The sequence below is a fragment of the Bradyrhizobium sp. AZCC 1578 genome (assembly GCF_036924675.1).
Taxonomy (GTDB): Bacteria; Pseudomonadota; Alphaproteobacteria; order Rhizobiales; family Xanthobacteraceae; genus Bradyrhizobium.
This window is the reverse complement of sequence record NZ_JAZHRZ010000001.1, coordinates 1,677,013-1,700,507: the sequence shown is the minus strand read 5'-3', so window position 1 is coordinate 1,700,507 and position 23,495 is coordinate 1,677,013. Positions and strand designations below refer to the sequence as shown.

Sequence of the window (23,495 nt, the reverse complement as noted above, 5' to 3'; positions counted from 1 at the left end):
GCGGCCCCTTACTTTTGTGCAGCGAGCCACGCCGCCATCGCGCGCAACTCATCGTCGGAAAAGCCCTTGGCGATGCGGTTCATTACCGTAGCGGGAAGCGAGCCGTCGCGAAATCCAGCCATCGCGGTCGCGATCTCGCCGGCGTCGCGGCCGTTCAGCCGCGAAACGGACGAACCGGTCACCCCACCGGAGTGGCAGCCGGAGCAGGACGCCGCACCGGGCGGGGGGTCGGAAGCCGCAAGCACCGGCAGGCTCGACGCCATGACCGTTGCCAGCCCGATGACGACACGCAAGGCATTCATCAGAAATCTCTCGATGAGCGAGCGGCGGCCGGAGAGGCCGCCGCTGTTATTGTCAGGCAAACGTGATGTTCTGGTCCTTCAGCGGGACCGAACGGATCCGCTTGCCGGTTGCGGCGAAGTAGGCGTTGAGCACCGCGGGTGCGGCGACGCCGATGGTCGGCTCGCCGACGCCGCCCCAGAAGCCGCCGCTCGGCAGCATGACGCTTTCCACCTTCGGCATCGCGGCAATGCGCATTGAATCGTAGGTGTCGAAGTTGGTCTGCTCGATCTTGCCGTCCTTCACCGTGCAGCCGCCATAGAACAGGGCGGACAGGCCATAGACGAAGGAGCCGGCAATCTGCCGCTCGACCTGCGCCGGGTTGACGATATAGCCCGGATCGGTCGAGGCGACGATGCGATGCACCTTGATCTTGCCGTCGTCGGTGACTGAGATTTCCGCGGCACCTGCGACATAGCTGCCGAAGCCCATCACCTGCGCGATGCCGCGATGGACGCCTTGCGGCGCAGGTTTGCCCCAGCCGATCTTCTCGGCCACCGCATTGAGCACGGCGAGGTGCTTCGGATGCTTGCTCATCAGCTTGCGGCGGAATTCCAGGGGATCCTGGCCCACTGCATTGGCGAGCTCATCCATGAAGCATTCCAGGTAGATCGCGTTGTGATTGAGGTTGACGCCGCGCCAGAAGCCGGGCGGGACGTGCGGATTGCGCATCGCGTGCTCGATCAGCAAATTCGGTACGCTGTAGCCGATCGCTGCCTCGCCCGTGGCATTGAGTCCTTGGAACACCACCGGGTCCTTGCCGTTTTCCAATGCTGCCGGACGCGCCGAGGACAGGATCGACTGTCCTGATATTCTGACATGCAGCGCCGTCAGATTGTTATTGGCGTCGAAGGCGCCGGTGAGTTTGCATTGCGTGACCGGATGATATTTCCCGTGCAGCATGTCCTCTTCGCGCGACCACAACAGCTTGACCGGTGTGCCCGGCATCTGCTTGGCGATCAGAACCGCCTGCCGGACATAATCGGTCATGCCGCGGCGGCCGAAGCCGCCGCCGACCATATGCTTGTGCACATCGCATTTTTCGGCCGGCAATCCCGATGCTTCCAGCACAGCGGCTAATGCCGCTTCGCCGTTCTGCGTACCGCACCAGACCTCGCATTTGTCAGGCGTATAGATCGCCGTGGCATTGAGCGGCTCCATCGTGGCGTGGTTCTGGTAGGGATAGTTGTAGACCGCCTCGACCTTCTTGGCGGCCGAGGCAATCGTGGCCTTGGCGTCGCCGTTCTGGTTGCCGATGTAAGCCGGCTGGGCGTTGTCGAGGCCTTCGGCCAGCCATTTGGCGATCGAGTCACTGGAGACTTTGGCGTTCTCGCCTTCGTCCCAGACGACCGGCAACGCATCCAGCGCGGTCTTGGCGTGCCACCAGGTATCGGCAATGACGGCGACGGCGGTGTCGCCGACACGGACGACCTTTTTGACGCCCTTCATGCCCGCGACCTTGGCTTCGTCGTAGCTCTTCAGCTTGCCGCCGAAGACGGGACAATCCTTGATCGCGGCGTTGAGCATGCCCGGCAGCTTGACATCGATGCTGTAGATCATCGCGCCGGTGGTCTTCTCCACCGTATCAAGCCGCTTCAGGGACTTGCCGGCGAGCTTCCAGTCCTTGGGATCTTTCAACTTCACGTCCGCCGGCGGCTCGAGCTTGGCTGCCGCTTCCACCACCTTGCCATAGGTCGTGGTTCTGCCTGACCGCGTGTGGGTGATCACGCTGTTGGCGGCAGTGCATTCCGAGGCCGGCACCTTCCATTCGTTCGCGGCGGCCTGCACCAGCATCATGCGCGCGGTGGCGCCGCCCTTGCGGACATATTCATGACTGGCGCGGATGCCGCGGCTGCCGCCGGTCGAGAAGTCGCCCCAGGTGCGCTTGCGTGCGACACTTTGACCCGGCGTGGGATATTCGGTGGTGACCTTCGACCAGTCGCATTCAAGCTCTTCCGCGACGAGTTGCGCGAGGCCGGTGAGCGAGCCCTGTCCCATCTCCGAGCGGGCGATGCGGATCACGACGGTGTCATCGGGACGGATCACCACCCAGGCATTGATCTCGGGCGAGCCGTCGGCGGCGCGAACCACGTTCGGTCCGCCAAAGGGAATATCAAGACCGAGTGCGAGGCCGGCGCCGGCGGCAGCCGTGCCGATCACAAAGCTGCGGCGATTGAGTTTGGGCATGACGTGCTTGTTCATGGCGTCCCCTCAAGCGTTCGCGGCAGCGTGGATCGCCTCGCGGACCTGCTGGAAGGTCCCGCATCGGCAGATATTGGTGATGGCCTCGTTGATATCCTGGTCGGTCGGCTTCGGTTTTTCCTTGAGAAGGGCCGCGACCGCCATGATCATGCCGCTCTGGCAAAAGCCGCATTGCGGAACGTCGTTAGCTACCCATGCCTGCTGCACCTTGTGCAACGCGCCTTCTGAGGCGAGACCTTCGATCGTGGTGATCTGCTTGCCGACGGCCTCGCTGACCGTCATGCCGCAGGAGCGCATCGCGACCCCGTCGACGTGAACTGTGCAGGCGCCGCACAGTGCAATACCGCACCCATATTTGGTGCCGGTCAGCCCGACATTCTCCCTGATAGCCCAGAGCAGTGGCGTGTCGTCTTCGACGTCCACATTGATTGTTTTGCCGTTGATTGTGAGGTTTGCCATCGCATGTCCCTTTTTGAGTCCAATTCGCCAATTGAACCGGGCGCGATGTGATCCGAGAAAATAGAACAGTTCAAATCAAGAAAACGCGCACTTGACGAACGGGAAGAAAGTCGATTCGCCGGTGTTACGCCAGGTTTCCGCAACCTGGCCGATCGGGTGTCCTTCGTTCGGGGGATAGAGGCTAGGCGGACTTATCAAGGCGCTCGCTCAGCAGCTTCGCGATACGGGTCATCGCGGCGAGCTCTTCGGGACTAAACCCCTTCGCAAGGGCATTTGCCCACGGAACCTGGAGCGCGCTGGCGGTTTCGAAGGCATCCTGCCCACGCCTGGTTAGCGCGACGAGGTGCGCCCGGCGGTGATTTGGATTGGGCCGCAGCTCCACGAGGCCATCCTCTGCCATCTCGTTCACAATGCGCTGAACTCCCTGTCGATTGAGTCCCATGCTGCGCGCAAGCCAGGCCACCGGTTGCGGACTTGGCGCAAGCGCGATTGCGCCCAGCACCTGCCAGCGCGCGCTGGTGAGGCCGAGGTCCGAAACAAGCCGGTCACCGGCCGCGAGCAGGCGTCCATTGAGGCGGAACACGGCGAGAACCAGCTCGGTCAGGGCCTGACCGCCGGGCGTATGTCGTTTCGTTGTCATTTGACAAATAGTATCCAAAATGACAATATATTGTCAATAAGCAAAACGAGTGTGGAGTGAATAATGTTTGCAGGACAGCTTGCAATGGTCGTCGCGGCGGCGTTCGCCGGTGCCGCCTTCTTCATCAATTTCGCCGAACAGCCGGCGCGTCTCGGCCTCGATGACCGGGGCCTCTTAAGGCAGTGGAAACCAAGCTACGCGCGCGGCTTTGCGATGCAGGCGAGCTGCGCAGTCATTTCCGGCGTGCTCGGCCTGACCGCTGCCTGGCTGACGCGGGATTGGCGCTGGATCGTCGGCGCGGTGCTCATTCTCGCCAACTGGCCCTATACGCTGATCGGCATCATGCCGACCAACCGCCTGCTGAACGCCATCGACGAGAAGGACGCCGGCCCGCAGTCACGTGCGCTGATCGTGAAGTGGGGAGGGTTGCACGCGGTCAGAACGGGTCTTGGGATCGCGGCAACCCTGGCTTATCTTTGGGCGCTCAACTAGAGCGTTTTCAAGCGACACCGGTTCGCATCAAGAAAACGCGTCAAAAGAGCCCGGTTCTGATTCAATCAGAACCGGGTTCGAGGCGCAGCGAACGGGGCGTGTCCCTGCGTTGCATCATGTCTTTTCGGTGCCCACCGTCAGACGCAGGAAACTCATCAGGCTTCCGAGCGTGGCGAATCCGGCCCCGAGCATCAACGCAACCGTCGCACCCTCGTGACCGGCCAGCGCAAAGCAAAGGGCCGCGAGCGCGGCGCCGAGTGTCTGCCCGGTCAGACGAGCGGTTGCGACGATGCCGCTCGCGCTGCCGCTGCGGTGCGGCGGCGCGCTCGACATCAGCGCCCGCAAATTCGGCGTTTGAAAGAAGCCGAATCCGATTCCGCAAATCACCGTGCGCCAGACGATGTTGGCAACGCTAGGGTCCGAAGGCAGCGTTGCGAGCAGGGCCATGCCGATGCCGAGCAATACCAGCCCGAGGCCGCCGAGAATGCCGACGGGATAGCGATCGGAGAGCCGGCCCCCGATCGGCGCCATGATCGCCACCACCAATGGCCAGGGCGTCATGAAGAAGCCGGTTTCGACCTGGGACCGGTGCAGCACGTCCTCGAAGTAGAAGGGCAGCGAAACGAAGGCCAGTCCCTGCACCGCGAATGTGCAGACCGACGTGGCGGCCGACAACGCGAACATCGGCCTCCGGAACAGGTCGATCGGCAACATCGGCGCCGGATGATCCGCATCCCGTCGGGTCATGATCCAGCCGAGCAGCAATGCTGCGCCAAGCGCCACTCCGACAAGGAAGGGCGGCGCCTGATGTGCCGCGCTTCCGATGCCGATGATGAATAGCCCGAGACAGCTTGCGGTCAGCGCTGCGCTCGCAAAATCGAACGCGTGTTTCGCGCGCGGCGTTCTGGGCAACGTCTTCAGGCCGATCCAGATTGCGATCAGGCCGAAGGGAAGGTTGATCGCGAACAGCCACGGCCACGTTCCGATCGCAAGGATCGCGGACGCAATCGTCGGACCGAAAGTGAATGCCGTTCCAACCACGAGCGCGTTATGGCCGAAGCCGCGCCCCAGCATGTGGGTCGGATAGACGAAACGGACCAGCGCCGCGTTCACGCTCATGATGCCGCTGGCGCCCAGCCCCTGCAGCGCCCGCGCCGCCGTCAGGCTCGGCAGCGACCATGCCAAGGCGCAGCCAAGCGAGGCCAGCGTGAACAGCACGAGGCCGCCGATATAGATTCGCTGATGACCGACGATTTCGCCGAGTGCGCCGAGCGGCAGCAGCGTCGCGACCAAGGCGATCTGGTAGATATTGACGACCCAGACCACGTCGGCCGGGCTGACGTGGAGGTCGGCCGCGATGGCGGGCAGTGCGATATTGGCGATCGCGGTATCCAGCGAGGCCAGCGCCAGCGCGGTGAAGATCGCCGCCACCGCCCAGCGCCTGAGTTCCGGCGGCAAGCCGTCGATGGGCGTGAGGGATGGTTTGGGGGCTAAGTCTGCGGACATTCTGTCGGGCTCTCCACGCCGGGGCGGACGTGCCCTGGGGTGGCGTGTACTACGGACGCGGCGCCGGCCACAGGCTCTCAGTTGCATGATGCGTATGCGAGGCGAGCCGCCGAAGTCCTGGCGCCTGCAGGGCTATGCGCTCGGGCTCAATCCCAGACTCGCGTAGATTCGCCGCGCATAGGCACCGAACTCATCCGTGGTCTTGATCGGCAATGCGCGGGGAAACGGCAGCTCGATCGGGAAATATTCCGCCATTCGCGCCGGACCAGCGGTGAGCACGGCGCAATGCGATGCGAGGAACACCGCTTCCTGGATCGAGTGCGTCACGAACAGGATGGTCTTGCCGCTTTCGCGCCAGATCCGCAGCATTTCGAGGTTCATCTGCTCGCGGGTCAGCGCGTCTAGCGCGCCGAACGGCTCGTCCATCAGGATCAGCTTGGGATCGTGGATGAAGGCGCGCGCAATCGCCGTGCGCTGCTGCATGCCGCCGGACAATTGCTGCGGATACTTGTCTTCGTAACCGGCGAGGCCGACCAGGTTGAGCAGATCGCGGGCGCGGCTTCGCGCAGCCTTCATCGGCAGGCCGACGATTTCAGCCGGCAGCAGCACGTTGTCCAAAATGGTTCGCCATTTCAGCAGCAGGGCCTGCTGGAACACCATGCCGATGTCGCGCGCCGGATCAAACGGCGTCTTCGCGTTACCGATCTTGATCGTGCCGCCGTCGGCGTCATGCAATCCGGCCAGGATCTTGAGCACGGTTGTCTTGCCGCAGCCGGACGGGCCGACCAGCGACACCAGTTCTCCCTCCTTCACGTCCATGGTGACGTCGGAGACGGCGAGGAATTCCGTAGCCCTCGACCGGTAGACCTTGCGGACGTTGCGCAGGCTGATGAAGGGCTCGTCCGCCGTCATGCCAGCCATTTCTGCAGGTTCGCCTTCACGAAGCCGTCGTCGGAGAGATCGGCATGCTCGCGGCAGACGCGGTCGATCTCCTGCATCTGGCCCAGGCTCAGCCCTTCTGCGGGGTCGAGACACCAGAGACCTTGCATCAATCCTTGCCGCCGCAGGATTTCGTGGCAACCTGCGATGCAGCCGTGAAAATTGTTGGCAACATCGAAGAACGCGCTGTTGCAGTCGGTGACACGCGCGTCGAGCGCCAGCAGGTCGGCCGGCACGGTATCCTTGCCGCGTGCCGCCTTGCACATCTCGAACTGCTTGATCGCGCTCGCGGTCCATACCGACCAGTGCCCGAGCAGGCCGCCCTTGAAGTACGCTCGCGTGGTGACGCCCTTGTCGCGCAGGTCGAACGGCAAAGTGAGGTCAAGCAGGATGTGATCGTCGTTGCCGGTGTAGAGCGCGACGCGGTCAAGTGCGTTCGCTGCCGCGACACCGCGCAGAACGTCCAGCGTCCGATAGCGATTGAACGGAGCGATCTTGATCGCGATGACGTTATCGATGGCCGCAAAGCGCTTCCAGAAATCGGCGCTGAGGATCACGCCGCCGACGGCCGGCTGCAAATAGAAGCCGACCAGCGGGATCTCGCGTGCCACTGCTTCGCAATGCGCGATGATCTCCTCCTCGGATGCCGATTTCATCGCAGCCAGGCTGAGCAGGCCGGCGTGATAGCCGATGCTACGCGCGGTCTGCGCTTCTGCGATGGCTTGCTGCGTTGGACCGGCCAGGCCTGCGACCATCGCGACCGGCCGTTTGGTCCATGAAGCGGCGGTCTCGGCCGCCAGCTCCAGCACCGGACGGTACATTCCGACGTCGCGGATCGCGAATTGCGTGGTGTGCACGCCCACGGCCAATCCTCCGGCGCCAGCATCGAGGTAATAGCGCGTCAGCGCCCGCTGATGCCGTACATCGACTGCGCGATTGGCGTCGAGCGCGAGCGGATGCGCCGGAAGCACGGTGCCGTCGGCGATCAGCTTTCGAACCTCGGCCTTGATTTCGCTATGATGCATGGCGGCTGTTCCTATCCGAATTCCGGGCCGGCGACGGCAAGCGGCGGTTGCGCCGGTGAGGCAGTCGCGGAACCAAAGCGCATGCGCTGAAATGGTCGCTCGACATTCCAGCCCGAGCGAACGAGACCGTTCAGAAACGCGTCCTGAGAATGAACGGCGTCGATCAGCCAGGAGCCGGTCTCAGAGCTAGTGATGGCGTCGACCAATGCCAACGCCTGATCGGCGTGGTCGGCCAGGACTGGACCGATGTGCCGTGCGGTGCGTCCATCGCGGATCAGGGCCATGGCTCGAGCATCCGACACGATGCGAGAACGCGGGCGCGCAGCAAATTCCGACAGCAATGTGCTGCGGTCGAATCCCATGGCGCCGGCATCGCGCGCGGCCAGGGCTTCGAGGTTGCCGGCCGCGAGCGGCCTTGTCGCTGTGGTGCCTTGCGGCTTTTCCAACCGCAACCGCCGCAGTTGCAGCGTCGGCGCAAAACCGAGCGGACCATAGACGGTCGCGCCAGCCGGCGTGGCATCAAGCCAGGTTGTGAGCCGGCGCCGCGCGGCCGCTTCCAGGCAGGTATCGACGAGCCTGGTCGCGAGGCCGCGGCGGCGAAAGTTGGCGGTCACCAGCACCATGCTGATCCAGGCATTGCCGGCCGAGTAGGGCAGCAGCGCCGCCGTCGCCACCAACTGGTTGCCGTCGCGCGCGCCGAATACGACCCCTTGGCTCAAGAAGAAGCGCCAGTCGGCTTCGTTCTGGTTCCAGCCGGCTTCGGTCGACAGCACGAGCCCGGGCCTCCGCATCGCTGACATCGAGTTCGACGATGTCGATGGGCTCAATAGCGGCCATCGCGCACCTCGTATTTGGTGGGCTTGCCGAGGCTCGGCATCGAGCGCGACACCCAATCGGCGGTCCAACCGATGAGCTGCTCGGTATCGACGATCGGCAAGCCGAATAGTTTCACCGCCTGCGACGTGTCGGTGAGCCACGCCGTCGGCTCCTCTTTGCCGACAATCACGGGCGCGCGGCCGAAGCGCTGGCCGAATTTCGCGGCGAGATCGCGCACCGCCAGGATCTCGTGGCCACCGACATTGATCGGCGAGGTCGGCGTATCGCAATGCGCCAGACAGCGCAGCGCCTGCGAGGAAGCGTCGCCTTGCCAGATGAAATTGACATGGCCGAGGCTGACGTCGATCGGCTGGCCCTGCAGCACCTTGCTCGCGATATCGTGCAGCACGCCGTAACGCATGTCGATCGCGTAGTTCAGCCGGAACAGACGTCCAGGCGTTCCATGCTTGCGTGAGAAATACTCGAACATGCGCTCGCGCCCGACGCAGGATTGCGCATATTCGCCCGGCGGATCGGGTGCCATATCCTCGGCCGAACCCTTGCCGTTGACCGGCACGAACGGATAAACACAGCCAGTCGAGAACGCGACGATACGCGACGTCGCAAAGGCCTGCGCGACCAGGGCTGGGACGTGCGAATTCATCGCCCAGGTCAGCGAGAGGTCGCCCTCGGCGCCGAACTTGCGTCCGGCCATGAAGATGATATTCGGAATCTTCGGGAGCGCCTTGATGGCGGTCTCGTCGAGCAGGTCGCAATTGATGGTCTCGACGCCGCGCGCCTGCAGCCAGTCCTTGACGGCGGGATCGCTGAACCGGGCCACGCCGATCACGCGGCGCTCCGGCGCGGCCGCCTTGGCAAGGCCGGCCAGCGTCGGCCCCATCTTGCCGGCAACACCCAGGATCATGATGTCGCCGTCGACCTTGCGCAGTTCGTCGATCAATGCCTGACTCGGGCGGCACAGCAGCTCATCGAGTGCGGTGATATCGGCGATCGTCTGCGGCAGATTTTCGCGCGTCAGCAGCATCTTCATTCCCCGTCTTATTGCAGCCGGATGTCACGGACGACGAACATCCGCTCTAAGCCGAGCACGAGCCCATACAGCGCCACACCGAGCAATGTCAGGAGCACCACCGCCATCACCATCGCCGGCGTATCGAGTGAAGACTGCACCTGGATCATGAGGTAGCCGAGCCCCCGCTCGGAGGCGATGAACTCACCGACAATCGCGCCGGCAACCGCCAGGATGGCGCCGACTTTCATTCCGGAAAACACGTAAGGCAACGCACCCGGCAACTGGATCTTTCGAAACAGCGTCCACCGCGAACCGCGCAGCGACTTCACGAGATCCAAGAGATCAGGCTCGACCTCACTCAATCCACGCGCGGTGGTGAGCAGGATCGGAAAGAAGCAAATGGAAAACGCGATCAGGATGTTCGGAAAGATGCCGTAGGAAAACCAGACGATGAACAGCGGTCCCAGCGCCACTTTCGGGATCATGTTCAGCGTCACGAACAGCGGCAGCAGCAGAAGGCTGACCAGCGGCGACCAGGTGAACAGCACGGCCAGCATGATGCCGACCAGCGCGCCCAGGCAGAACCCGCCGAGAATTTCGATGGCCGTCACCGCCAGATTGGAGGGCCAAGCATAGCTGGGAGAACCCAGCGTTGCGACGGTCGCGAGTGGCGAGGGCAGAATGAATTTCGGCACCTGGAAGGCGTCGACCAGAACCTGCCAGAGCACGATCACAGCCAGATGCACAATCAGGATGATCGCTAAAGACCGTGCCGATCCGCCGTCACCGCTGAACACCCGTGCGCTCCCTTTGGATGCGCGGCCGGTTCCACGCCGCGCGGCGGCAATCTACCGCGGCCTCTGCCACTAATCAACCATCCGGTTGATTATGGCCGCAGCGAATGCATCACAAGGTCGACCACGTGCCTGCGGCGCGCCTGCCGCGCGGCCCGGCTCGACAGATCCTTGCCGAAGATCGCCGACAGGGTCGGCGTGTTCGAAAAGTAAAAATAGCTGAGCCCGGCGATCGAGATATAGAGGTGCACGGGGTTGATACCTTTACGGAATATGCCGGCCTTCACGCCTTCGCCGAGAATGGTCGAAACCAGGCTGACCAGCGGCGAATGCATCGCTTCCAGTTTTCGCGATCCGCGCACATGCCGGGCGCCGCCGCGGTTTTCGTCGTTCAGCAGCACGATGAAGTCCGGATGCGCGGCAAGGTGATCGAAGGAACTTTCGATCAGCTTCTTGATCGCTTGTTCAGGCGGCAGTCCCTCAAGATTGAGCTTGCGCTCCTGGGCGCGGATTTCCTCATAGACCCATTCCAGCACCGCCAGATACAGCGCGTCCTTGTCGCCGAAATAGTGATAGACGAGCTGCTTGTTGACGCCGGCCCGCGCGGCGATCTCGTCGACCCGGGCACCGGCGAGGCCACTGCTGGCGAATTCGCGCCGCGCCGCCGTCAGCAGTTTTTTGCGGGTCGCGGCCGGATCGCGCCGCTGCGGCCTGGTGTCGTCAGAACGTTTTTTCGGCATTTCCAACCAAATAGTTGACAAGTCGTCCGGTCCCTTGTTGCATTGGTAGCGTCACAGATGCGCGGCGACAAGATCGGTTGTAGAACGAGGAGGGTGCAATGAAGGCTTTGCGAATTGCAGGATTGGCGCTTGCGCTTGCCGTGCCGGCTTCGCCCTGTGTGGCCGCCGAGTCCGTTAACCTGATCCTGAACTGGACGCCGACGGCCGATCATTCGCCGTTCTATTACGCCAAGTCCCAAGGCTGGTACGAGAAGGCCGGCATCGATCTCACGATCGAGGTCGGCAAAGGCTCCGGCGTCTCCTCGCTGAAGGTCGGCTCCGGCGGCTCGCCGTTCGGCATCGCGGATCTCGCAACCGCGCTGGTGGCCAAGAGCAAGGGTGCCGACGTGGTGGCGCTGATGAGCATCTACGCCAACACCGGACAGACCTTCTATTGGCTGAAGAGCTATGGCGTGAATGGGCCGAAGGACTTTCCGAACCACAAGATAGGCAATCCGCCGGGCGACGCGTCACGAGTGATGTGGCCGGCCTTTGCCAAGGCCGCGGGCATCGCGCCAGATTCAGTGAGCTTCGTCAATGTCGGGCCGACCGCCAAGATCGCGGCGCTGAAGAGCCATACCGTCGATATCATCAGCGACTTCTACAATGAGCACGATTTGAAGGTGATCGAGTTCGGCGCCGATCTCGGCTACGTCAACTGGAAGGATATCGGGCTGAACCCTTACGGCAATTCGCTGATCGTCAACGGCGCCTATCTGCAAAAGAACCCGAAACTGGTCGAGGAGTTCGTCAAGATCAGCCAGAAGGCCTACGCCGCCTGCGTCGCCGACGTCGCGCCCTGCCTCAAGGCGCTGCTCGACCAGGCCTCAGGTCTCGACAAGGAAAACCAGCAGCGGCAGTGGGAGCGCATCAAGTTCCTGATGACAGACGAATTCACGACGACCAAGGCACTCGGCTGGATCGATCCAGAGCGGATGAAGAAGGACTACGAGTTGGTGCAGACTTATCTCGGCATGGAAAAGCCGTTCGACGTGAATACTGCGTTTTCGGTCAAGATGCTGGATACCGGCATCAAGATGGATGCCAGCAAGGTGAAGAAGTAGGGCTTCAACCCTCGCCCCGTCGCAATGACGGTGGAGCTGTTCAGGCGTCGTCTCTCACTGCAGCGCCATGCCTGACGTCGCGATCACCTTCGTCAGCTTCTCGTAATCGGCCTTCATCAGTGCGGCGAGGTCGGCGAGCGGCATCGGCTTGCCTGGGATGTTGGCAATCGCGAGCTGGCGCTGCACTTCCGGGTTCTGCAGTGCCTTGTTGATGGCCTCGTTGATTTTCGCGACGATGGCATCGGGCGTTCCCGCCTGGACGTAGATGCCATACCAGGGCAGGTAGGCGGCTTCCGGAAATCCGGCTTCCGCAATCGTCGGCACATCGGGAAGATCGGCGACACGTTTGTCGGTCATGACAGCAAGCGGCTTTACGCTGCCGGCCCTGATGTGCGGCAGCGCCAGCTCGAGCGAGACGATCTCGAAATGCATCAGATTGGTCATCAGGTCGATCAAGGCCTGCGGCTGGCCCTTGTAGCCGACATTGGTCAGCTTGATATCAGCGACCTGAAACAGCTTTTGTGCGCTCAGATCGATGGAGGAGCCGGTGCCGGGATTGCCGAAATTGAGTTCGCCCGGCTTCTTGCGCGCGATCTCGACGAATTCCTTGATGGTGCTGGCCGGCATCGACGGGTGGACCAGCGCCACGCTCTGATTCCAGACCGCAAGACCGACGCATTTGAGATCCTTCAGCGCGTCCCAGCCGGCGTCCTTGTAAAGGGTCGGATTGACCAAAGCCGCGGGGCCGGTAACCAGCCAAGTGTAGCCGTCGGGTTCGCTGCGCGCCACTGACGCGGTGCCGATGTTGCTGTTGCCGCCCGGCCTTGCTTCGATGACCACCGTCTGTTTCCAGTCGCGGCCGACTTGCTCGGTCACCGCGCGCGCGACGATGTCGACGATGCCGCTGGCGGGGTAGGGCACGATGACGCGGATCGGACGGTTCGGATAATTGCTCTGCGCGTGCGCCGCGTTACCGGGCAGCATGATTGCGCCCAAAGCAAAACCCAAGGCAGGATTCATGGCAAAGCCCAGCACGGTTTTGATCCGGCTCATTCTTCCCTCCCCATGTTTGCCGCATCGTTCCCGCGATGCGCCGTACCCCTCTGACGGGGGTATTCAGTCGTTGGCCACCAGCGAGCGAATGCTGCGCGCCAAGCCCAGCATGCGCGGCCCGCATTCACGCTCGATCTGTTCGGCGTTGAAGCGAAACGAGGGAATGCCGCAATTGACCGACAGGCAATCGCCCGACGGCGTGCGGTACAGCGGCGCGGCGACGCCAAAAATCTCGCGCCGCCATTCGCCGAGCGAAATCGCAAAGCCGCGCTCCTTGCAGAGCTCGACGTCCGGCAGCGTCCGCCTCTCGACATAATCGGCCTCTTCCGGGCGCTCGGCCTTCACCTTCGCCACGTATGTGTCGAGCTCTTCCCCGGTGAAGAGCGAGAGCAGCGCGCGGCCGACGGCGGTGGGCGCCAGCGAACTGGCAAAGCCGACATCGGGCAGATGCGCCACGGCGTCGGTGGTGCGCAGCGTTTCGACATAGATGAAGTCGAGCCCGAACGGCATCGCGATCGAGACCGTGCCGCCGGTGTAGGCCGCGAAATCGCGCATCAGCGGGCGTGCCAACTGCCGCACCTTTAGCGCCGACAGCACCGGGTAGGCCGCGGCCAGAATGCCGAGCCCGAGCTGGAAGCGTCCCTTCGCGTTGCGCTTGAGATAGCCGAGTTGCGCCAGCGTGTAGGTCAACCGCGACACCGTCGGCCGCGACAGGCCGGTATGGAGCGCAAGCTCCGCGTTCGACAGCGAGCCCGCGCGGTTGCGGAATGCCGCCAGTATGTCGAGCCCATGCGCCAGCGTGGTCGCGAAGGAGGGATCGGCCTGATCCTCCGCAGCCTGGGGTACCGATCGATCGGTATTGGAAATCGCTGTCATAGTCGAAAATTGGCCATGGTTCCCCAAATTTGTCAATATACCGAAATCAATTTGCATATTGTGTCGATATACGCTTAGGTTCCGAAAAATCGGGAGGCGGCATGGATTTCGACCTTTCCGGGCGATCGGAAGAGTGGCGGGAGAAACTTCAGGCGTTTTTCGACGGCGAAGTACTGCCGCGCCATCGCGGCTGGCTCGATCACACGGCCAAAGGCGAGCCCGCGCCCTTCATGGAGGACCTGCAGCGCAAGGCGCGTGCGGCGGGGCTATGGAATCTCGGGCTTCCTGAACTCGGGGAAGAGGAGCCCGGCACGCGTCTTTCCAACCTCGAATATGCGCCATTGGCTGAGATCATGGGCCGGCTGTTCTGGGCGCCTGAAGTCTTCAATTGCCAGGCGCCCGACGTGCCCAACATGATCGCGTTGCAGAATTGCGCGACGCCCGAGCAGAAGGCGCGCTGGCTGCGGCCGCTGCTGGAAGCCAGGACTCGCTCGGCGTTCGGCATGACCGAGCCCGACGTGGCTTCATCCGATGCGACCAACATCGCCACCCGCATGGTCAGGGATGGCGATGACTACGTCATCAACGGGCGAAAATGGTTCATCACCGGCGCGGCGCATCCGAAATGCAGCTTCCTGATCGTGATGGGCGTGACCGATTCCGACGCCGACCGGACGGGGCGCCATTCCTGCATCATTGTGCCGATGGATACGCCAGGCCTTCGGCTGGTGCGCCGGCTGCGCTGGATGGGATGCGAAGATCACGTCGCGCCGATCGGTGAGCTTTCGTTCGAAAACGTGCGCGTGCCCCGCGCGAACCTGCTCGCCGCGGAAGGCGAGGGCTTCAAGGTCGCGCAGATTCGTTTGGGGCCGGCACGCATCCATCATTGTATGCGCTCGATCGGGCTGTGCGAACTGCTGATCGAATTGATGATGGTGCGATCATCCGAGCGGTCCGCGTTCGGACGTACCGTAATGCAATACGACACCGTGCAGCGCTGGATCGCCGAATCCCGCGTCGAGCTCGAGCAGGCGCGCCTGTTGACCTATCGTTGCGCATGGCGCCTCGATCAGGCCGGCCATCACGGCGCCTGGCGCGATGTGTCCTTGATCAAGGTTGCGGTGCCCGCGATGCTGCAGAAGATCGCCGACCGCGCCATGCAGGTGTTCGGCGCCATGGGCGGCTCCGACGATACGCCGATCCATCAGGCGCTGGCCTGGGGCGCCTGCTGCGGATCGGTGACGGGCCCGATGAAGTCCATCTGCGGCAGATATTTCGCATGGAGCCGATGGCGCCCTGGTCGATTGCCAACTCGCCATATCTGTCCGCACATCCGTCCTGAGTGGCGGCAATATAACGTAACGGCGGCCGGTTCGAGGGTCTCGCGCTGACGCCGTTCGAATTTCGACCTCTGTTTCTTCTGCGTAAGGGAGCACACAACAATGAGCCAACCAGCCACGATCGAAGCGCGCAAGGAGTCTCCAAAGGAAGCGTCCGCCTCCGTCATCGCGCAGCATGCGGCGACGCTGAAGGCGCTGCCCTTCTCCGACAGGCGTGATTTCGATGACGCCGCGCGCGGCTTCCTCGGCACGATCGAGAATGCGAGGATTACCTCGCCTCAGGGCAGGGTGGTCTGGAGCCTGGAGCCTTACGGTTTCCTGTCCACGGAAGAAGCGCCGCCGACGGTCGATCCCAGCCTGTGGCGGCAGTCGCGCCTCAACATGCATCACGGCCTGTTCGAGGTCGTGCCCGGCGTCTATCAGGTGCGCGGGCTCGACATCGCCAATATGACGCTGATCGAGAGCGATAGCGGCGTGATCGTGGTGGATACGCTGACCTCGATCGAGGGCGCGCGGGCAGCGATGGAGCTCTACTTCCAGCACCGCGGCAAGCGGCCCGTTGCGGCCGTGATCTTCACCCATACCCACACCGACCATTGGGGCGGCGCGCGCGGCGTACTCGATGACGCAACACCTACCGGCGGCAGCGTGCCGATCATTGCGCCCAATCTGTTCATGGAGCATGCGGTTTCGGAAAACATCATTGCCGGACCAGCCATGTTGCGGCGCGCGCAATATCAGTTCGGGCCGTTTCTTGCGAAAGGTGTGCGCGGGCAGGTCGATTGCGGGCTGGGGAAGACCATGGCGGCCGGGGCGGTTGCACTTGTCCGTCCGACCGATCTGATCATGGCGACCGGCGACCGGCGCACCATCGACGGGGTAGAATTCGAATTCCAGATGGCGCCGAACAGCGAAGCGCCGGCAGAGATGCACTTCTTCATCCCGCGCTACAAGCTTCTCAACCTTGCAGAAAACTGCACGCATAATTTTCATAACCTGCTGCCGTTCCGCGGCGCCGACGTACGCGACGCACTGGCCTGGTCGAAATATCTCGGCGAGGCCCTGCAGATGTGGGCCGGCAAGGCGGATGCGATGTGCTGCCAGCACCATTGGCCGGTGTGGGGGCAGGAGCGGATCGACGCCATGATCCGCCAGCAGCGCGATCTCTATAAATTTGCGCATGACCAGACCATCCGCCTGATGAACCATGGGCTAACCGCGGCGGAAATCGCTGAAACCATCCGTCTGCCGGCGAGCCTTGAGGGCGCCTGGCATGGCCGTGGCTATTACGGTCACATCAGGCATAACGTGAAAGCGATCTACCAAAAATATCTCGGCTGGTACGACGCCAATCCCGTCAACCTCGATCCGCTGCCGCCGGTCGAATCGGGCAAAAAATATGTCGAGTATATGGGCGGCGCGGACGCCGTCCTGACGCGCGCGCGCGAGGATTTCGCCAAGGGCGAATTCCGCTTCGTCGCGCAGGCCGTGAGCCATCTGGTGTTCGCCAATCCCGACAACCAGGCGGCGCGCGCGTTGCTCGCCGATACGTTCGAACAGCTCGGCTATGCCTCCGAAAGTTCGACCTGGCGCAATGCCTATCTGTTCGGCGCGCAGGAACTGCGGCAGGGCATGCCCAAGACGCCGCCACGCGCCGCGATGCCGCGTGAAACGCTGGCTGCGCTCCGCACCGAACAGCTCTGGGACGTGCTCGGCGTGCGCCTCAACGGTCCCAAGGCCGAAGGCAAGCACATCGTCCTGAACTGGAATTTCACCGATACCGGCGAGACCTTCATCCTCAATCTGGAGAATTGCGCGTTGACCTATGTCGCCGGCGCACGAGCCGCCGATGCCGACGCCAGCTTCACGTTGCCGCGCAGCGTGCTCGACGAAGTGATCGCAAAGCTGACGACAATTCCGGAAGCAGTCGGCTCCGGCAAGATCCAGGTCAGCGGTAATCCGGTGCGGCTCGTCGAGTTGATGATGCTGATGGACGAATTCCCGCGGATGTTCGAGATCGTCGAACCGAAACGGACGATGGTCTCTTAGCGTCATTGCGAGCAAAGCGAAGCAATCCATCTCTCCACTCGCGGTGACATGGATTGCTTCGTCGCTTCGCTCCTCGCAATGACGATGACGCGTGGATGCCGTTATTCTGCGCTGCTCACGAGCTTGATGCGTGGCTCTTCCTCCATCAGGCCGCGATACGCAGCAAGATAGTCGAGCGCCATGCGGCGCGCCGTGAATCGGGCTTCGAACTGCCGGCGGATGGCGCCACGATCCAGCATGGATAGTCGATCGACCACGGCCACTGCGCTGGTTTCATCTTCCACCACGAAACCTGTGAGACCAGGGTCGATGATCTCCGGCACCGAGCCACGGTTGTAGGCGACCACCGGTGTGCCGCAGGCCATGGCCTCGATCATGACGAGGCCGAAGGGCTCCGGCCAGTCGATCGGCACCAGCAGCCCGATGGCGCCGCTGAGGAAGTCGGGCTTTTCGCGGTCGGTGATCTCACCGATGTATTCGACCAGCGGATTGGCCTTGATCAGTGGGGAAATCAGTTCGTCGTAGTAGTCCTGGTCGGCGCGATCGACCTTGGCCGCGATTTTCAGCGGGATGCCGCATCGGGTGGCGATGCTGATGGCGCGATCGACGCCCTTTTCCGGCGCGATCCGCCCGAGCACCGCCAAATAGGACGGCTGCACCGGCTGCGGCGTCAGCAGATTCTGCGGTAGTCCGTGGTGAATGGTGCGCACCCAATTGGCCTGCGGCACCGGCCGACGCTGCGCGTTGGAAATCGAGATCACCGGGACCTTGGAGAAGGTATTGAATACCGGCTGATGCTCCGGCAGGTCGAGCCTGCCGTGCAGGGTGGTCACGAACGGCGTCGGCTGTCGGTAGAACAGCGAGAACGGATAGTAGTCGAGATGAAAGTGCAGAAAATCGAACTCCTCATCGTCGCATTTCTGCCGAACGCGTTCCAGCATCACCATGTGCAGCGCGTTGGGGTCGCGGACGGAGCCGTCGAGGCGCAACGCCTTCGGCCATGTCGCATCGAGTTTCGCCGAGGTGCGGGAATCCCCGCTGGCGAACAAAGTGACTTCGTGCCCTAACGTTACCAGTTCTTCAGTCAGCCAGTGCACCACCCGCTCGGTGCCGCCGTACAGTTTGGGGGGAACAGCCTCCGTCAGCGGGGCGACCTGCGCGATGCGCATCTTTCGTCTCCTGTTTCGAATGTTGGTTGGATAAATCCCTCAGCCCGCAGATCGGCACCGGCGTGCCGGAAGCTGGAACGTTCTTGCATCTGCGAAGTTCCAATCATCGGCGCATCTTGGTTCTTCCACACGACTGTCTTGCTGATGCCATCTGACACCAACAGATTTAAGGCGACTTCGATGCTGCAGAATTGTTGCGTGGTGATGGCTGCGCGCCAGCAAATCCGAAGCGGCACCGTTCACGACCTCGTGCGCGATGTGCGTTAGGGATTCCCTTTCACTCTCAACAGGTTTGCAGACGACATGGACAATCTTTCAGGGTATGTGCGGCGGCCGCTTCCATTTGTCTTGCGCTATCTGCGCCGGCGCCGCGGAGCCCATGTGGTCATCGTATCTGCCGTCGTTGCAGCGGTTGCCTGCTCGGTGGGCACGCAATATGGCGTGAAGAGTCTGGTCGACAGCCTGACGGCCGGTTCGTCGCACGCGAGCAGCGTATGGCTGGCATTCGCTTTTCTCATGTCGCTGATCGCGGCGGATAATCTGCTATGGCGGGTCGCGAGCTGGACGGCGAGCTTCACTTTCGTCGGCGTCACCGGCGATCTCCGCCGCGACATGTTCCGCCACCTGACCGGTCACGCCCCCAGCTATTTCTCTGACCGATTGCCAGGCATGCTGACCAGTCGTATCACCGCGACATCCAATGCCGTCTTCACCGTCGAAAACATGTTCGTCTGGAACGTGTTACCGCCGTGCATCGCGACCGTTTCGGCGATACTCCTCATAGGAACCGTCAGTCTTGCGATGTCTGCGGGCTTGATCATCATCGCGGGTATCATGCTGATGGCGATGTTTCACCTCGCCGCGGCGGGCAAGCCGCTGCATGATGATTTTGCCGACAAGGCGGCTGCAGTGGACGGCGAGATGGTCGACGTCATCAGCAATCTGCCGCTGGTCCGTGCGTTCTGTGGCCTCAGCTACGAACACGACCGCTTCGACGCCACTGTCGAACGGGAACTCGATGCCCGTGGGCGCAGCCTCCGTTATCTCGAGAAGCTGCGGCTGCTTCACGCCGTTGTGACCATTCTGCTGACGATCGCGCTGCTGGCGTGGGTCATCACGCTCTGGCAGCGGGGCGCGGCGACCACCGGCGATGTCGTTCTGGTATGTACGCTCGGGCTCTCGATCCTGAGCGCGACGCGCGACCTTGCGGTGGCACTGGTCGACGTGACCCAGCACGTCGCCCGCCTGACGGAGGCGATCGCCACCTTGCTGCTGCCGCACGAATTGAAGGATCATCCCGAGGCCGAGCCGTTGATCCGCAGCGGCGCCGCCGTCGCCTTCAACAACGTCTCGTTCCACTATCCCGGCGGCGTTCAGGTGTTCGAGAAGTTCTCCTTGCGCATTCAGCCGGGACAACGGGTCGGGCTGGTCGGCCATTCCGGCGGCGGGAAATCCAGTCTGTTTGTGCTGTTGCAGCGGTTCTACGACGTCCAGCACGGCAGCATCATGATCGACGGCCAGGACATCTCGCGGGTGACGCAGCAGAGCCTGCGCGAGGCGATCTCGGTCGTGCCGCAGGACATCTCGCTGTTCCACCGCTCGATCATGGAAAATATCCGCTACGGACGTCCGAACGCGACCGACGACGAGGTGCTGCGCGCGGCGATCGCGGCGCGCTGCGATTTCATCGAGAATCTCCCCGAAGGCATGGCGACGATGGTTGGCGATCGCGGCATCAAGGTTTCCGGCGGGCAGCGGCAGCGGATCGCTATCGCGCGCGCCTTCCTGAAAGACGCGCCGATCCTGTTGCTGGACGAGGCAACCGCTGCGCTCGACAGCGAATCCGAAGAGGCGATCCGCGAGGCGTTGTCGCGGTTGATGCGAGGGCGCACCGTGATTGCCATCGCCCACCGTCTCGCCACCTTGCGCAATTTTGATCGTGTGGTGGTATTACAGGGCGGGCGGATCATCGAAGACGGGCCGCCGGATATTCTTCTGCAGGGAAGGGGCCCTTACCGCGACTTGGTCGCGCGCGAAATGGGCCGTCTCGCGACCCACGCGGCCTGATCTGCGGCAGTAGCGTTTGCGTCCCGATGCGTCCATCACAACGCAAGGAAATCGCTTGAGGGGTCAAAATGACAGCCGAAGTCAGCCAACTGATCACCGTTCAGGCTGCCGAGCACGTAGCGGAATCGCCATTCTACATTCCGATGACGGGCCCGGCGACGCGGCCGCGCTGCTCGCTCAAGCATGATGATACCTTTATCGTGCTGGACAGCCATGGCGATATCGGCGCCTCCGCCGGCGGGCCCGACGGTCTGTTCAACGCCGACACGCGTTACCTCGCCCGGCTGGAGATGGTGCTCGACGAAGTCCAGCCGCTGTTGCTCGGCTCCAATCTGCGCGACGATAATTCGGCGCTGACCGTCGATCTCACCAATTCCGACGTGTACCGCAACGGCAGGCTGGCGTTACAGAAGGACACGCTGCACATCGTTCGCTCGATTTTCCTGTGGCGCGGCACCGCCTACCAGCGCATCGCGCTGCAAAATCACGGCGATCGGCCGGCGAGCTTCGACCTGACGCTGCTGTTCGACAATGATTTCGCCGATTTGTTCGAGGTGCGTGGCGAGCGCCGGTCGCGCAGGGGCATAGGCTCCAGCCGGTTGCTCGGTCCCGCCGATGTCATGCTGGAATACAGCGGGCTCGACGGCAAGACCCGCATTACAGCGTTGCATTTCGAGCCGCGGCCGACGCGGCTCGCGGTCAATTGTGCAACCTATCATTTCGAGCTGGCACCCAGGCAAGTGATCGCATTGTTCGTCGCGGTATCCTGCAACAAGCCGGCCATGCAGAAGCCGGTACCGTTCTATCGCGGCCTGCTGGCGCATCGCCGCGAGATGCGGCGGTCGACGGCCGGCGCAGCCAGCATCGAGACGTCGAACAATATCTTCAACGAGGTGCTGTGCCAGGCGATGGCCGATCTCAACATGCTGATGACGGATACGCCGCAGGGCAGATATCCCTATGCCGGCATCCCCTGGTACTCAACGACGTTCGGCCGTGACGGGCTGATAACCGCGCTGCAGATGTTGTGGGTCGATCCGCGCATTGCCAGGGGCGTGCTGCGGCGGCTGGCTCATTTTCAGGCCAAGGAGGTCGATCCGCTTGCCGATGCGGAACCTGGCAAGATCCTGCACGAAATGCGCGGCGGCGAGATGGCGGCGCTGCGCGAAGTGCCGTTCGCGCAATATTACGGCAGCGTCGACTCGACGTCGTTGTTCGTGCTGCTGGCCGGCCTCTATGTCGAGCGCACCGGCGACGAGGAAACGCTGGCCGAACTGTGGCCCGCGATCGAGGCGGCGTTGCAATGGATCGATGGCCCCGGCGACCCTGATCGCGACGGCTTCGTCGAGTACCAGCGCGCCACCGAGCAGGGGCTTGCCAACCAGGGCTGGAAGGATTCCTTCGACGCGATCTTCCACGCCGATGGACAGCTCGCCGAGGGCTACATCGCGCTGGCGGAAGTTCAGGGATATGTATTTGCCGCCAAGCGGCTGGCGGCGCGCTGCGCCCGGCGGTTGGGATTGATCGACCAGGCGGCAGAACTCGAATCCGCCGCCCTGCTGCTGGCCGAGCGCTTCGAGGAGGCGTTCTGGTGCGAGGAGCTCGGCACCTATGCGCTGGCGCTTGATGGCGCCAAGCGGCCGTGCAAGGTCCGAACTTCCAATGCCGGCCAGCTTCTCTTCACCGGCATCGTTCGGACCGATCGTGCCCGCCTTGTCGCGGCCGATCTGATGAGCCAGAAATTCTTTTCGGGATGGGGCATCCGCACCGTTGCCTATGGCGAGGTTCGCTACAACCCGATGTCCTATCACGACGGGTCGATCTGGCCGCACGACAACGCGCTGATCGCGCTCGGTTTTGCGCGCTACGGCCTGAAGCATTCGGCGGCGCATCTGTTCAAGGGCCTGTTCGACGCTGCGAGCTACATGGACTTGCGGCGGCTGCCGGAATTGTTCTGCGGATTCCGGCGGGAGAAGCGGCGCGGACCGGTGCTTTATCCGGTCGCCTGTGCGCCGCAGGCCTGGGCCAGCGCGACGCCCTTTACCCTGCTGGAGGCGACGCTCGGTCTCGAATTCGATGCAGCGGGCGGCGAGATCCGTCTTCGTGATCCGCGCCTGCCGGAATTCCTCAACGAGGTGGTATTGCGCGATCTGCGGATCGGGCCCTCCAGCGTCGACTTGAGGGTCCGCCGCCACGGCGAGGTTGTGTCGCTCGAAGTATTGCGCACGCGCGGACAGATTCAGGTGTCGATCGTGTTGACGCACTAGCGGTCGTGCATTCCCTATCCATGCGTCTTCGGAGCTCAGGAGGCCATATGCGCGCCGGTATTGTCATCATATCGCTGATCGGCGGGCTAGCGATGAGCCTCCCGGTTTCGGCAGCGGAAGATAATGGACCGCCGGGAGGCCGTGCCGCTCCGGCTGATACCGCGAAAGATGCCCAGAAAAAGGAACCGGCGCCTCCGCCGTCGGTCACTGTGATCGGCGCCCGCGACGCGCTCGGCATTCTGGGCCGAGAGGTCCGCAGTGCGGCCAACGAAAATATGGGACGCATCGTCGACGTGATCGTAGACCGTGAAGGCGCTGTACGCGCCGCTGTTATCGATTTCGGCGGCTTTCTCGGTGTCGGCAGTCGAAAGATCGTCGTCGACTGGAGCGCGCTGCATTTTGGCCGTGTTGCCAACAAGAGTGACAGCATCACGCTCGAGCTGACCAAGGAACAGGTGACGGCGGCGCCGGAATACAAGCAGGACGCGCCGGTCATCGTGCTCGGTGCGGCCGGCCGCTTACAGCCGTGGGATTTCGACAAATAAAGGAGAAACGGTCTGATCGTGCGTCCGTCCCAGTCGCTCGA

General features: G+C 62.9%; 21 protein-coding genes. 7 read left to right on the top strand and 14 right to left on the bottom strand.

Annotated elements, in window-relative coordinates:
- Window positions 1-8: 8 nt before the first annotated feature.
- From V1290_RS08590 to V1290_RS08575, 4 genes are all read right to left on the bottom strand, one after another.
- Window positions 9-302: a c-type cytochrome gene (locus tag V1290_RS08590; RefSeq protein ID WP_334363994.1), complete on the bottom strand. Its 294-nt coding sequence runs from the start codon at window positions 300-302 to the stop codon at window positions 9-11.
- 52 nt (window positions 303-354) lie between these two features.
- Window positions 355-2,541: a xanthine dehydrogenase family protein molybdopterin-binding subunit gene (locus V1290_RS08585; RefSeq protein WP_334363993.1), complete on the bottom strand. Its 2,187-nt coding sequence runs from the start codon at window positions 2,539-2,541 to the stop codon at window positions 355-357.
- A gap of 9 nt (window positions 2,542-2,550) precedes the next feature.
- Window positions 2,551-3,000: a (2Fe-2S)-binding protein gene (locus tag V1290_RS08580; protein WP_334363992.1), complete on the bottom strand. Its 450-nt coding sequence runs from the start codon at window positions 2,998-3,000 to the stop codon at window positions 2,551-2,553.
- A gap of 181 nt (window positions 3,001-3,181) precedes the next feature.
- Complete coding sequence (locus V1290_RS08575; protein WP_334363991.1) at window positions 3,182-3,640, bottom strand: MarR family winged helix-turn-helix transcriptional regulator; 459 nt, start codon at window positions 3,638-3,640, stop codon at window positions 3,182-3,184.
- 63 nt (window positions 3,641-3,703) lie between these two features.
- On the opposite strand from V1290_RS08575, the gene V1290_RS08570 reads away from it, so the two are divergent.
- Window positions 3,704-4,132 carry a DUF1772 domain-containing protein gene (locus V1290_RS08570; RefSeq protein ID WP_057843208.1) on the top strand — a complete coding sequence of 143 codons (429 nt, stop codon included), beginning with the start codon at window positions 3,704-3,706 and terminating at the stop codon, window positions 4,130-4,132.
- Between the two features lie 114 nt (window positions 4,133-4,246).
- Here V1290_RS08570 and V1290_RS08565 read toward each other — a convergent pair whose 3' ends face one another.
- The 7 genes from V1290_RS08565 to V1290_RS08535 all read right to left on the bottom strand — a co-directional run bounded on the left by V1290_RS08565 (window position 4,247) and on the right by V1290_RS08535 (window position 10,985).
- A complete protein-coding gene (locus V1290_RS08565) occupies window positions 4,247-5,638 on the bottom strand; it encodes an MFS transporter (protein ID WP_334363990.1) in 1,392 nt (463 codons plus the stop codon).
- 132 nt (window positions 5,639-5,770) lie between these two features.
- Window positions 5,771-6,559, bottom strand: coding sequence for an ABC transporter ATP-binding protein (locus V1290_RS08560; protein ID WP_334363989.1), 789 nt, complete (start codon window positions 6,557-6,559; stop codon window positions 5,771-5,773).
- Window positions 6,547-7,602 (bottom strand): dihydrodipicolinate synthase family protein, encoded by a 1,056-nt coding sequence (locus V1290_RS08555; RefSeq protein WP_334363988.1) that lies wholly within the window; start codon window positions 7,600-7,602, stop codon window positions 6,547-6,549. The genes V1290_RS08560 and V1290_RS08555 overlap by 13 nt, the downstream gene beginning before the upstream one ends.
- An 11-nt stretch (window positions 7,603-7,613) precedes the next feature.
- The gene (locus V1290_RS08550) at window positions 7,614-8,375 is read right to left on the bottom strand and encodes a GNAT family N-acetyltransferase (protein ID WP_334363987.1); all 762 of its coding nucleotides are present in this window, start codon (window positions 8,373-8,375) and stop codon (window positions 7,614-7,616) included.
- A gap of 50 nt (window positions 8,376-8,425) precedes the next feature.
- Entirely contained in the window at window positions 8,426-9,463 is a 1,038-nt protein-coding gene (locus tag V1290_RS08545) for an NAD-dependent epimerase/dehydratase family protein (protein WP_334368972.1), read from the bottom strand.
- A gap of 14 nt (window positions 9,464-9,477) precedes the next feature.
- The gene (locus tag V1290_RS08540) at window positions 9,478-10,248 is read right to left on the bottom strand and encodes an ABC transporter permease (RefSeq protein WP_334363986.1); all 771 of its coding nucleotides are present in this window, start codon (window positions 10,246-10,248) and stop codon (window positions 9,478-9,480) included.
- An 89-nt stretch (window positions 10,249-10,337) separates the two neighbouring features.
- The gene (locus V1290_RS08535; protein WP_028347374.1) at window positions 10,338-10,985 is read right to left on the bottom strand and encodes a TetR/AcrR family transcriptional regulator; all 648 of its coding nucleotides are present in this window, start codon (window positions 10,983-10,985) and stop codon (window positions 10,338-10,340) included.
- A 98-nt stretch (window positions 10,986-11,083) separates the two neighbouring features.
- On the opposite strand from V1290_RS08535, the gene V1290_RS08530 reads away from it, so the two are divergent.
- Window positions 11,084-12,088: an ABC transporter substrate-binding protein gene (locus V1290_RS08530; protein WP_334363985.1), complete on the top strand. Its 1,005-nt coding sequence runs from the start codon at window positions 11,084-11,086 to the stop codon at window positions 12,086-12,088.
- Between the two features lie 54 nt (window positions 12,089-12,142).
- Here the strand turns inward: V1290_RS08530 and V1290_RS08525 are convergent, their stop codons facing one another.
- On the bottom strand, window positions 12,143-13,141 hold the full coding sequence (locus V1290_RS08525; RefSeq protein ID WP_334363984.1) for a Bug family tripartite tricarboxylate transporter substrate binding protein: 999 nt from the start codon (window positions 13,139-13,141) through the stop codon (window positions 12,143-12,145).
- A gap of 63 nt (window positions 13,142-13,204) precedes the next feature.
- Complete coding sequence (locus tag V1290_RS08520) at window positions 13,205-14,017, bottom strand: IclR family transcriptional regulator (protein WP_334363983.1); 813 nt, start codon at window positions 14,015-14,017, stop codon at window positions 13,205-13,207.
- 101 nt (window positions 14,018-14,118) lie between these two features.
- On the opposite strand from V1290_RS08520, the gene V1290_RS08515 reads away from it, so the two are divergent.
- Together V1290_RS08515 and V1290_RS08510 are read left to right on the top strand one after the other, a co-directional pair.
- Window positions 14,119-15,408, top strand: coding sequence for an acyl-CoA dehydrogenase family protein (locus V1290_RS08515; protein WP_334363982.1), 1,290 nt, complete (start codon window positions 14,119-14,121; stop codon window positions 15,406-15,408).
- Between the two features lie 51 nt (window positions 15,409-15,459).
- Window positions 15,460-17,406 carry an alkyl/aryl-sulfatase gene (locus tag V1290_RS08510; protein WP_334363981.1) on the top strand — a complete coding sequence of 649 codons (1,947 nt, stop codon included), beginning with the start codon at window positions 15,460-15,462 and terminating at the stop codon, window positions 17,404-17,406.
- A gap of 101 nt (window positions 17,407-17,507) precedes the next feature.
- Here V1290_RS08510 and V1290_RS08505 read toward each other — a convergent pair whose 3' ends face one another.
- Window positions 17,508-18,575 (bottom strand): glycosyltransferase family 4 protein, encoded by a 1,068-nt coding sequence (locus V1290_RS08505; RefSeq protein ID WP_334363980.1) that lies wholly within the window; start codon window positions 18,573-18,575, stop codon window positions 17,508-17,510.
- 303 nt (window positions 18,576-18,878) lie between these two features.
- Here V1290_RS08505 and V1290_RS08500 point away from each other — a divergent pair, with 303 nt between their 5' ends.
- The 3 genes from V1290_RS08500 to V1290_RS08490 all read left to right on the top strand — a co-directional run bounded on the left by V1290_RS08500 (window position 18,879) and on the right by V1290_RS08490 (window position 23,454).
- Complete coding sequence (locus V1290_RS08500) at window positions 18,879-20,642, top strand: ABC transporter ATP-binding protein (RefSeq protein ID WP_334363979.1); 1,764 nt, start codon at window positions 18,879-18,881, stop codon at window positions 20,640-20,642.
- A 68-nt stretch (window positions 20,643-20,710) separates the two neighbouring features.
- Complete coding sequence (locus V1290_RS08495) at window positions 20,711-22,909, top strand: amylo-alpha-1,6-glucosidase (RefSeq protein ID WP_334363978.1); 2,199 nt, start codon at window positions 20,711-20,713, stop codon at window positions 22,907-22,909.
- 47 nt (window positions 22,910-22,956) lie between these two features.
- Window positions 22,957-23,454, top strand: coding sequence for a PRC-barrel domain-containing protein (locus V1290_RS08490; RefSeq protein WP_334363977.1), 498 nt, complete (start codon window positions 22,957-22,959; stop codon window positions 23,452-23,454).
- Window positions 23,455-23,495: the final 41 nt, after the last annotated feature.

What these genes read in the sequence shown, in the direction of transcription:
- V1290_RS08490 (WP_334363977.1), top strand. Translation starts at nt 22,957, where the DNA reads ATGCGCGCCGGTATTGTCATCATATCGCTGATCGGCGGGCTAGCGATG.
- V1290_RS08590 (WP_334363994.1), bottom strand. Translation starts at nt 302, where the DNA reads ATGAATGCCTTGCGTGTCGTCATCGGGCTGGCAACGGTCATGGCGTCG.
- V1290_RS08510 (WP_334363981.1), top strand. Translation starts at nt 15,460, where the DNA reads ATGAGCCAACCAGCCACGATCGAAGCGCGCAAGGAGTCTCCAAAGGAA.
- V1290_RS08565 (WP_334363990.1), bottom strand. Translation starts at nt 5,638, where the DNA reads ATGTCCGCAGACTTAGCCCCCAAACCATCCCTCACGCCCATCGACGGC.
- V1290_RS08495 (WP_334363978.1), top strand. Translation starts at nt 20,711, where the DNA reads ATGACAGCCGAAGTCAGCCAACTGATCACCGTTCAGGCTGCCGAGCAC.
- V1290_RS08585 (WP_334363993.1), bottom strand. Translation starts at nt 2,541, where the DNA reads ATGAACAAGCACGTCATGCCCAAACTCAATCGCCGCAGCTTTGTGATC.
- V1290_RS08515 (WP_334363982.1), top strand. Translation starts at nt 14,119, where the DNA reads ATGGATTTCGACCTTTCCGGGCGATCGGAAGAGTGGCGGGAGAAACTT.
- V1290_RS08525 (WP_334363984.1), bottom strand. Translation starts at nt 13,141, where the DNA reads ATGAGCCGGATCAAAACCGTGCTGGGCTTTGCCATGAATCCTGCCTTG.
- V1290_RS08575 (WP_334363991.1), bottom strand. Translation starts at nt 3,640, where the DNA reads ATGACAACGAAACGACATACGCCCGGCGGTCAGGCCCTGACCGAGCTG.
- V1290_RS08530 (WP_334363985.1), top strand. Translation starts at nt 11,084, where the DNA reads ATGAAGGCTTTGCGAATTGCAGGATTGGCGCTTGCGCTTGCCGTGCCG.
- V1290_RS08560 (WP_334363989.1), bottom strand. Translation starts at nt 6,559, where the DNA reads ATGGCTGGCATGACGGCGGACGAGCCCTTCATCAGCCTGCGCAACGTC.
- V1290_RS08520 (WP_334363983.1), bottom strand. Translation starts at nt 14,017, where the DNA reads ATGACAGCGATTTCCAATACCGATCGATCGGTACCCCAGGCTGCGGAG.
- V1290_RS08535 (WP_028347374.1), bottom strand. Translation starts at nt 10,985, where the DNA reads ATGCCGAAAAAACGTTCTGACGACACCAGGCCGCAGCGGCGCGATCCG.
- V1290_RS08545 (WP_334368972.1), bottom strand. Translation starts at nt 9,463, where the DNA reads ATGCTGCTGACGCGCGAAAATCTGCCGCAGACGATCGCCGATATCACC.
- V1290_RS08505 (WP_334363980.1), bottom strand. Translation starts at nt 18,575, where the DNA reads ATGCGCATCGCGCAGGTCGCCCCGCTGACGGAGGCTGTTCCCCCCAAA.
- V1290_RS08570 (WP_057843208.1), top strand. Translation starts at nt 3,704, where the DNA reads ATGTTTGCAGGACAGCTTGCAATGGTCGTCGCGGCGGCGTTCGCCGGT.
- V1290_RS08500 (WP_334363979.1), top strand. Translation starts at nt 18,879, where the DNA reads ATGGACAATCTTTCAGGGTATGTGCGGCGGCCGCTTCCATTTGTCTTG.
- V1290_RS08555 (WP_334363988.1), bottom strand. Translation starts at nt 7,602, where the DNA reads ATGCATCATAGCGAAATCAAGGCCGAGGTTCGAAAGCTGATCGCCGAC.
- V1290_RS08580 (WP_334363992.1), bottom strand. Translation starts at nt 3,000, where the DNA reads ATGGCAAACCTCACAATCAACGGCAAAACAATCAATGTGGACGTCGAA.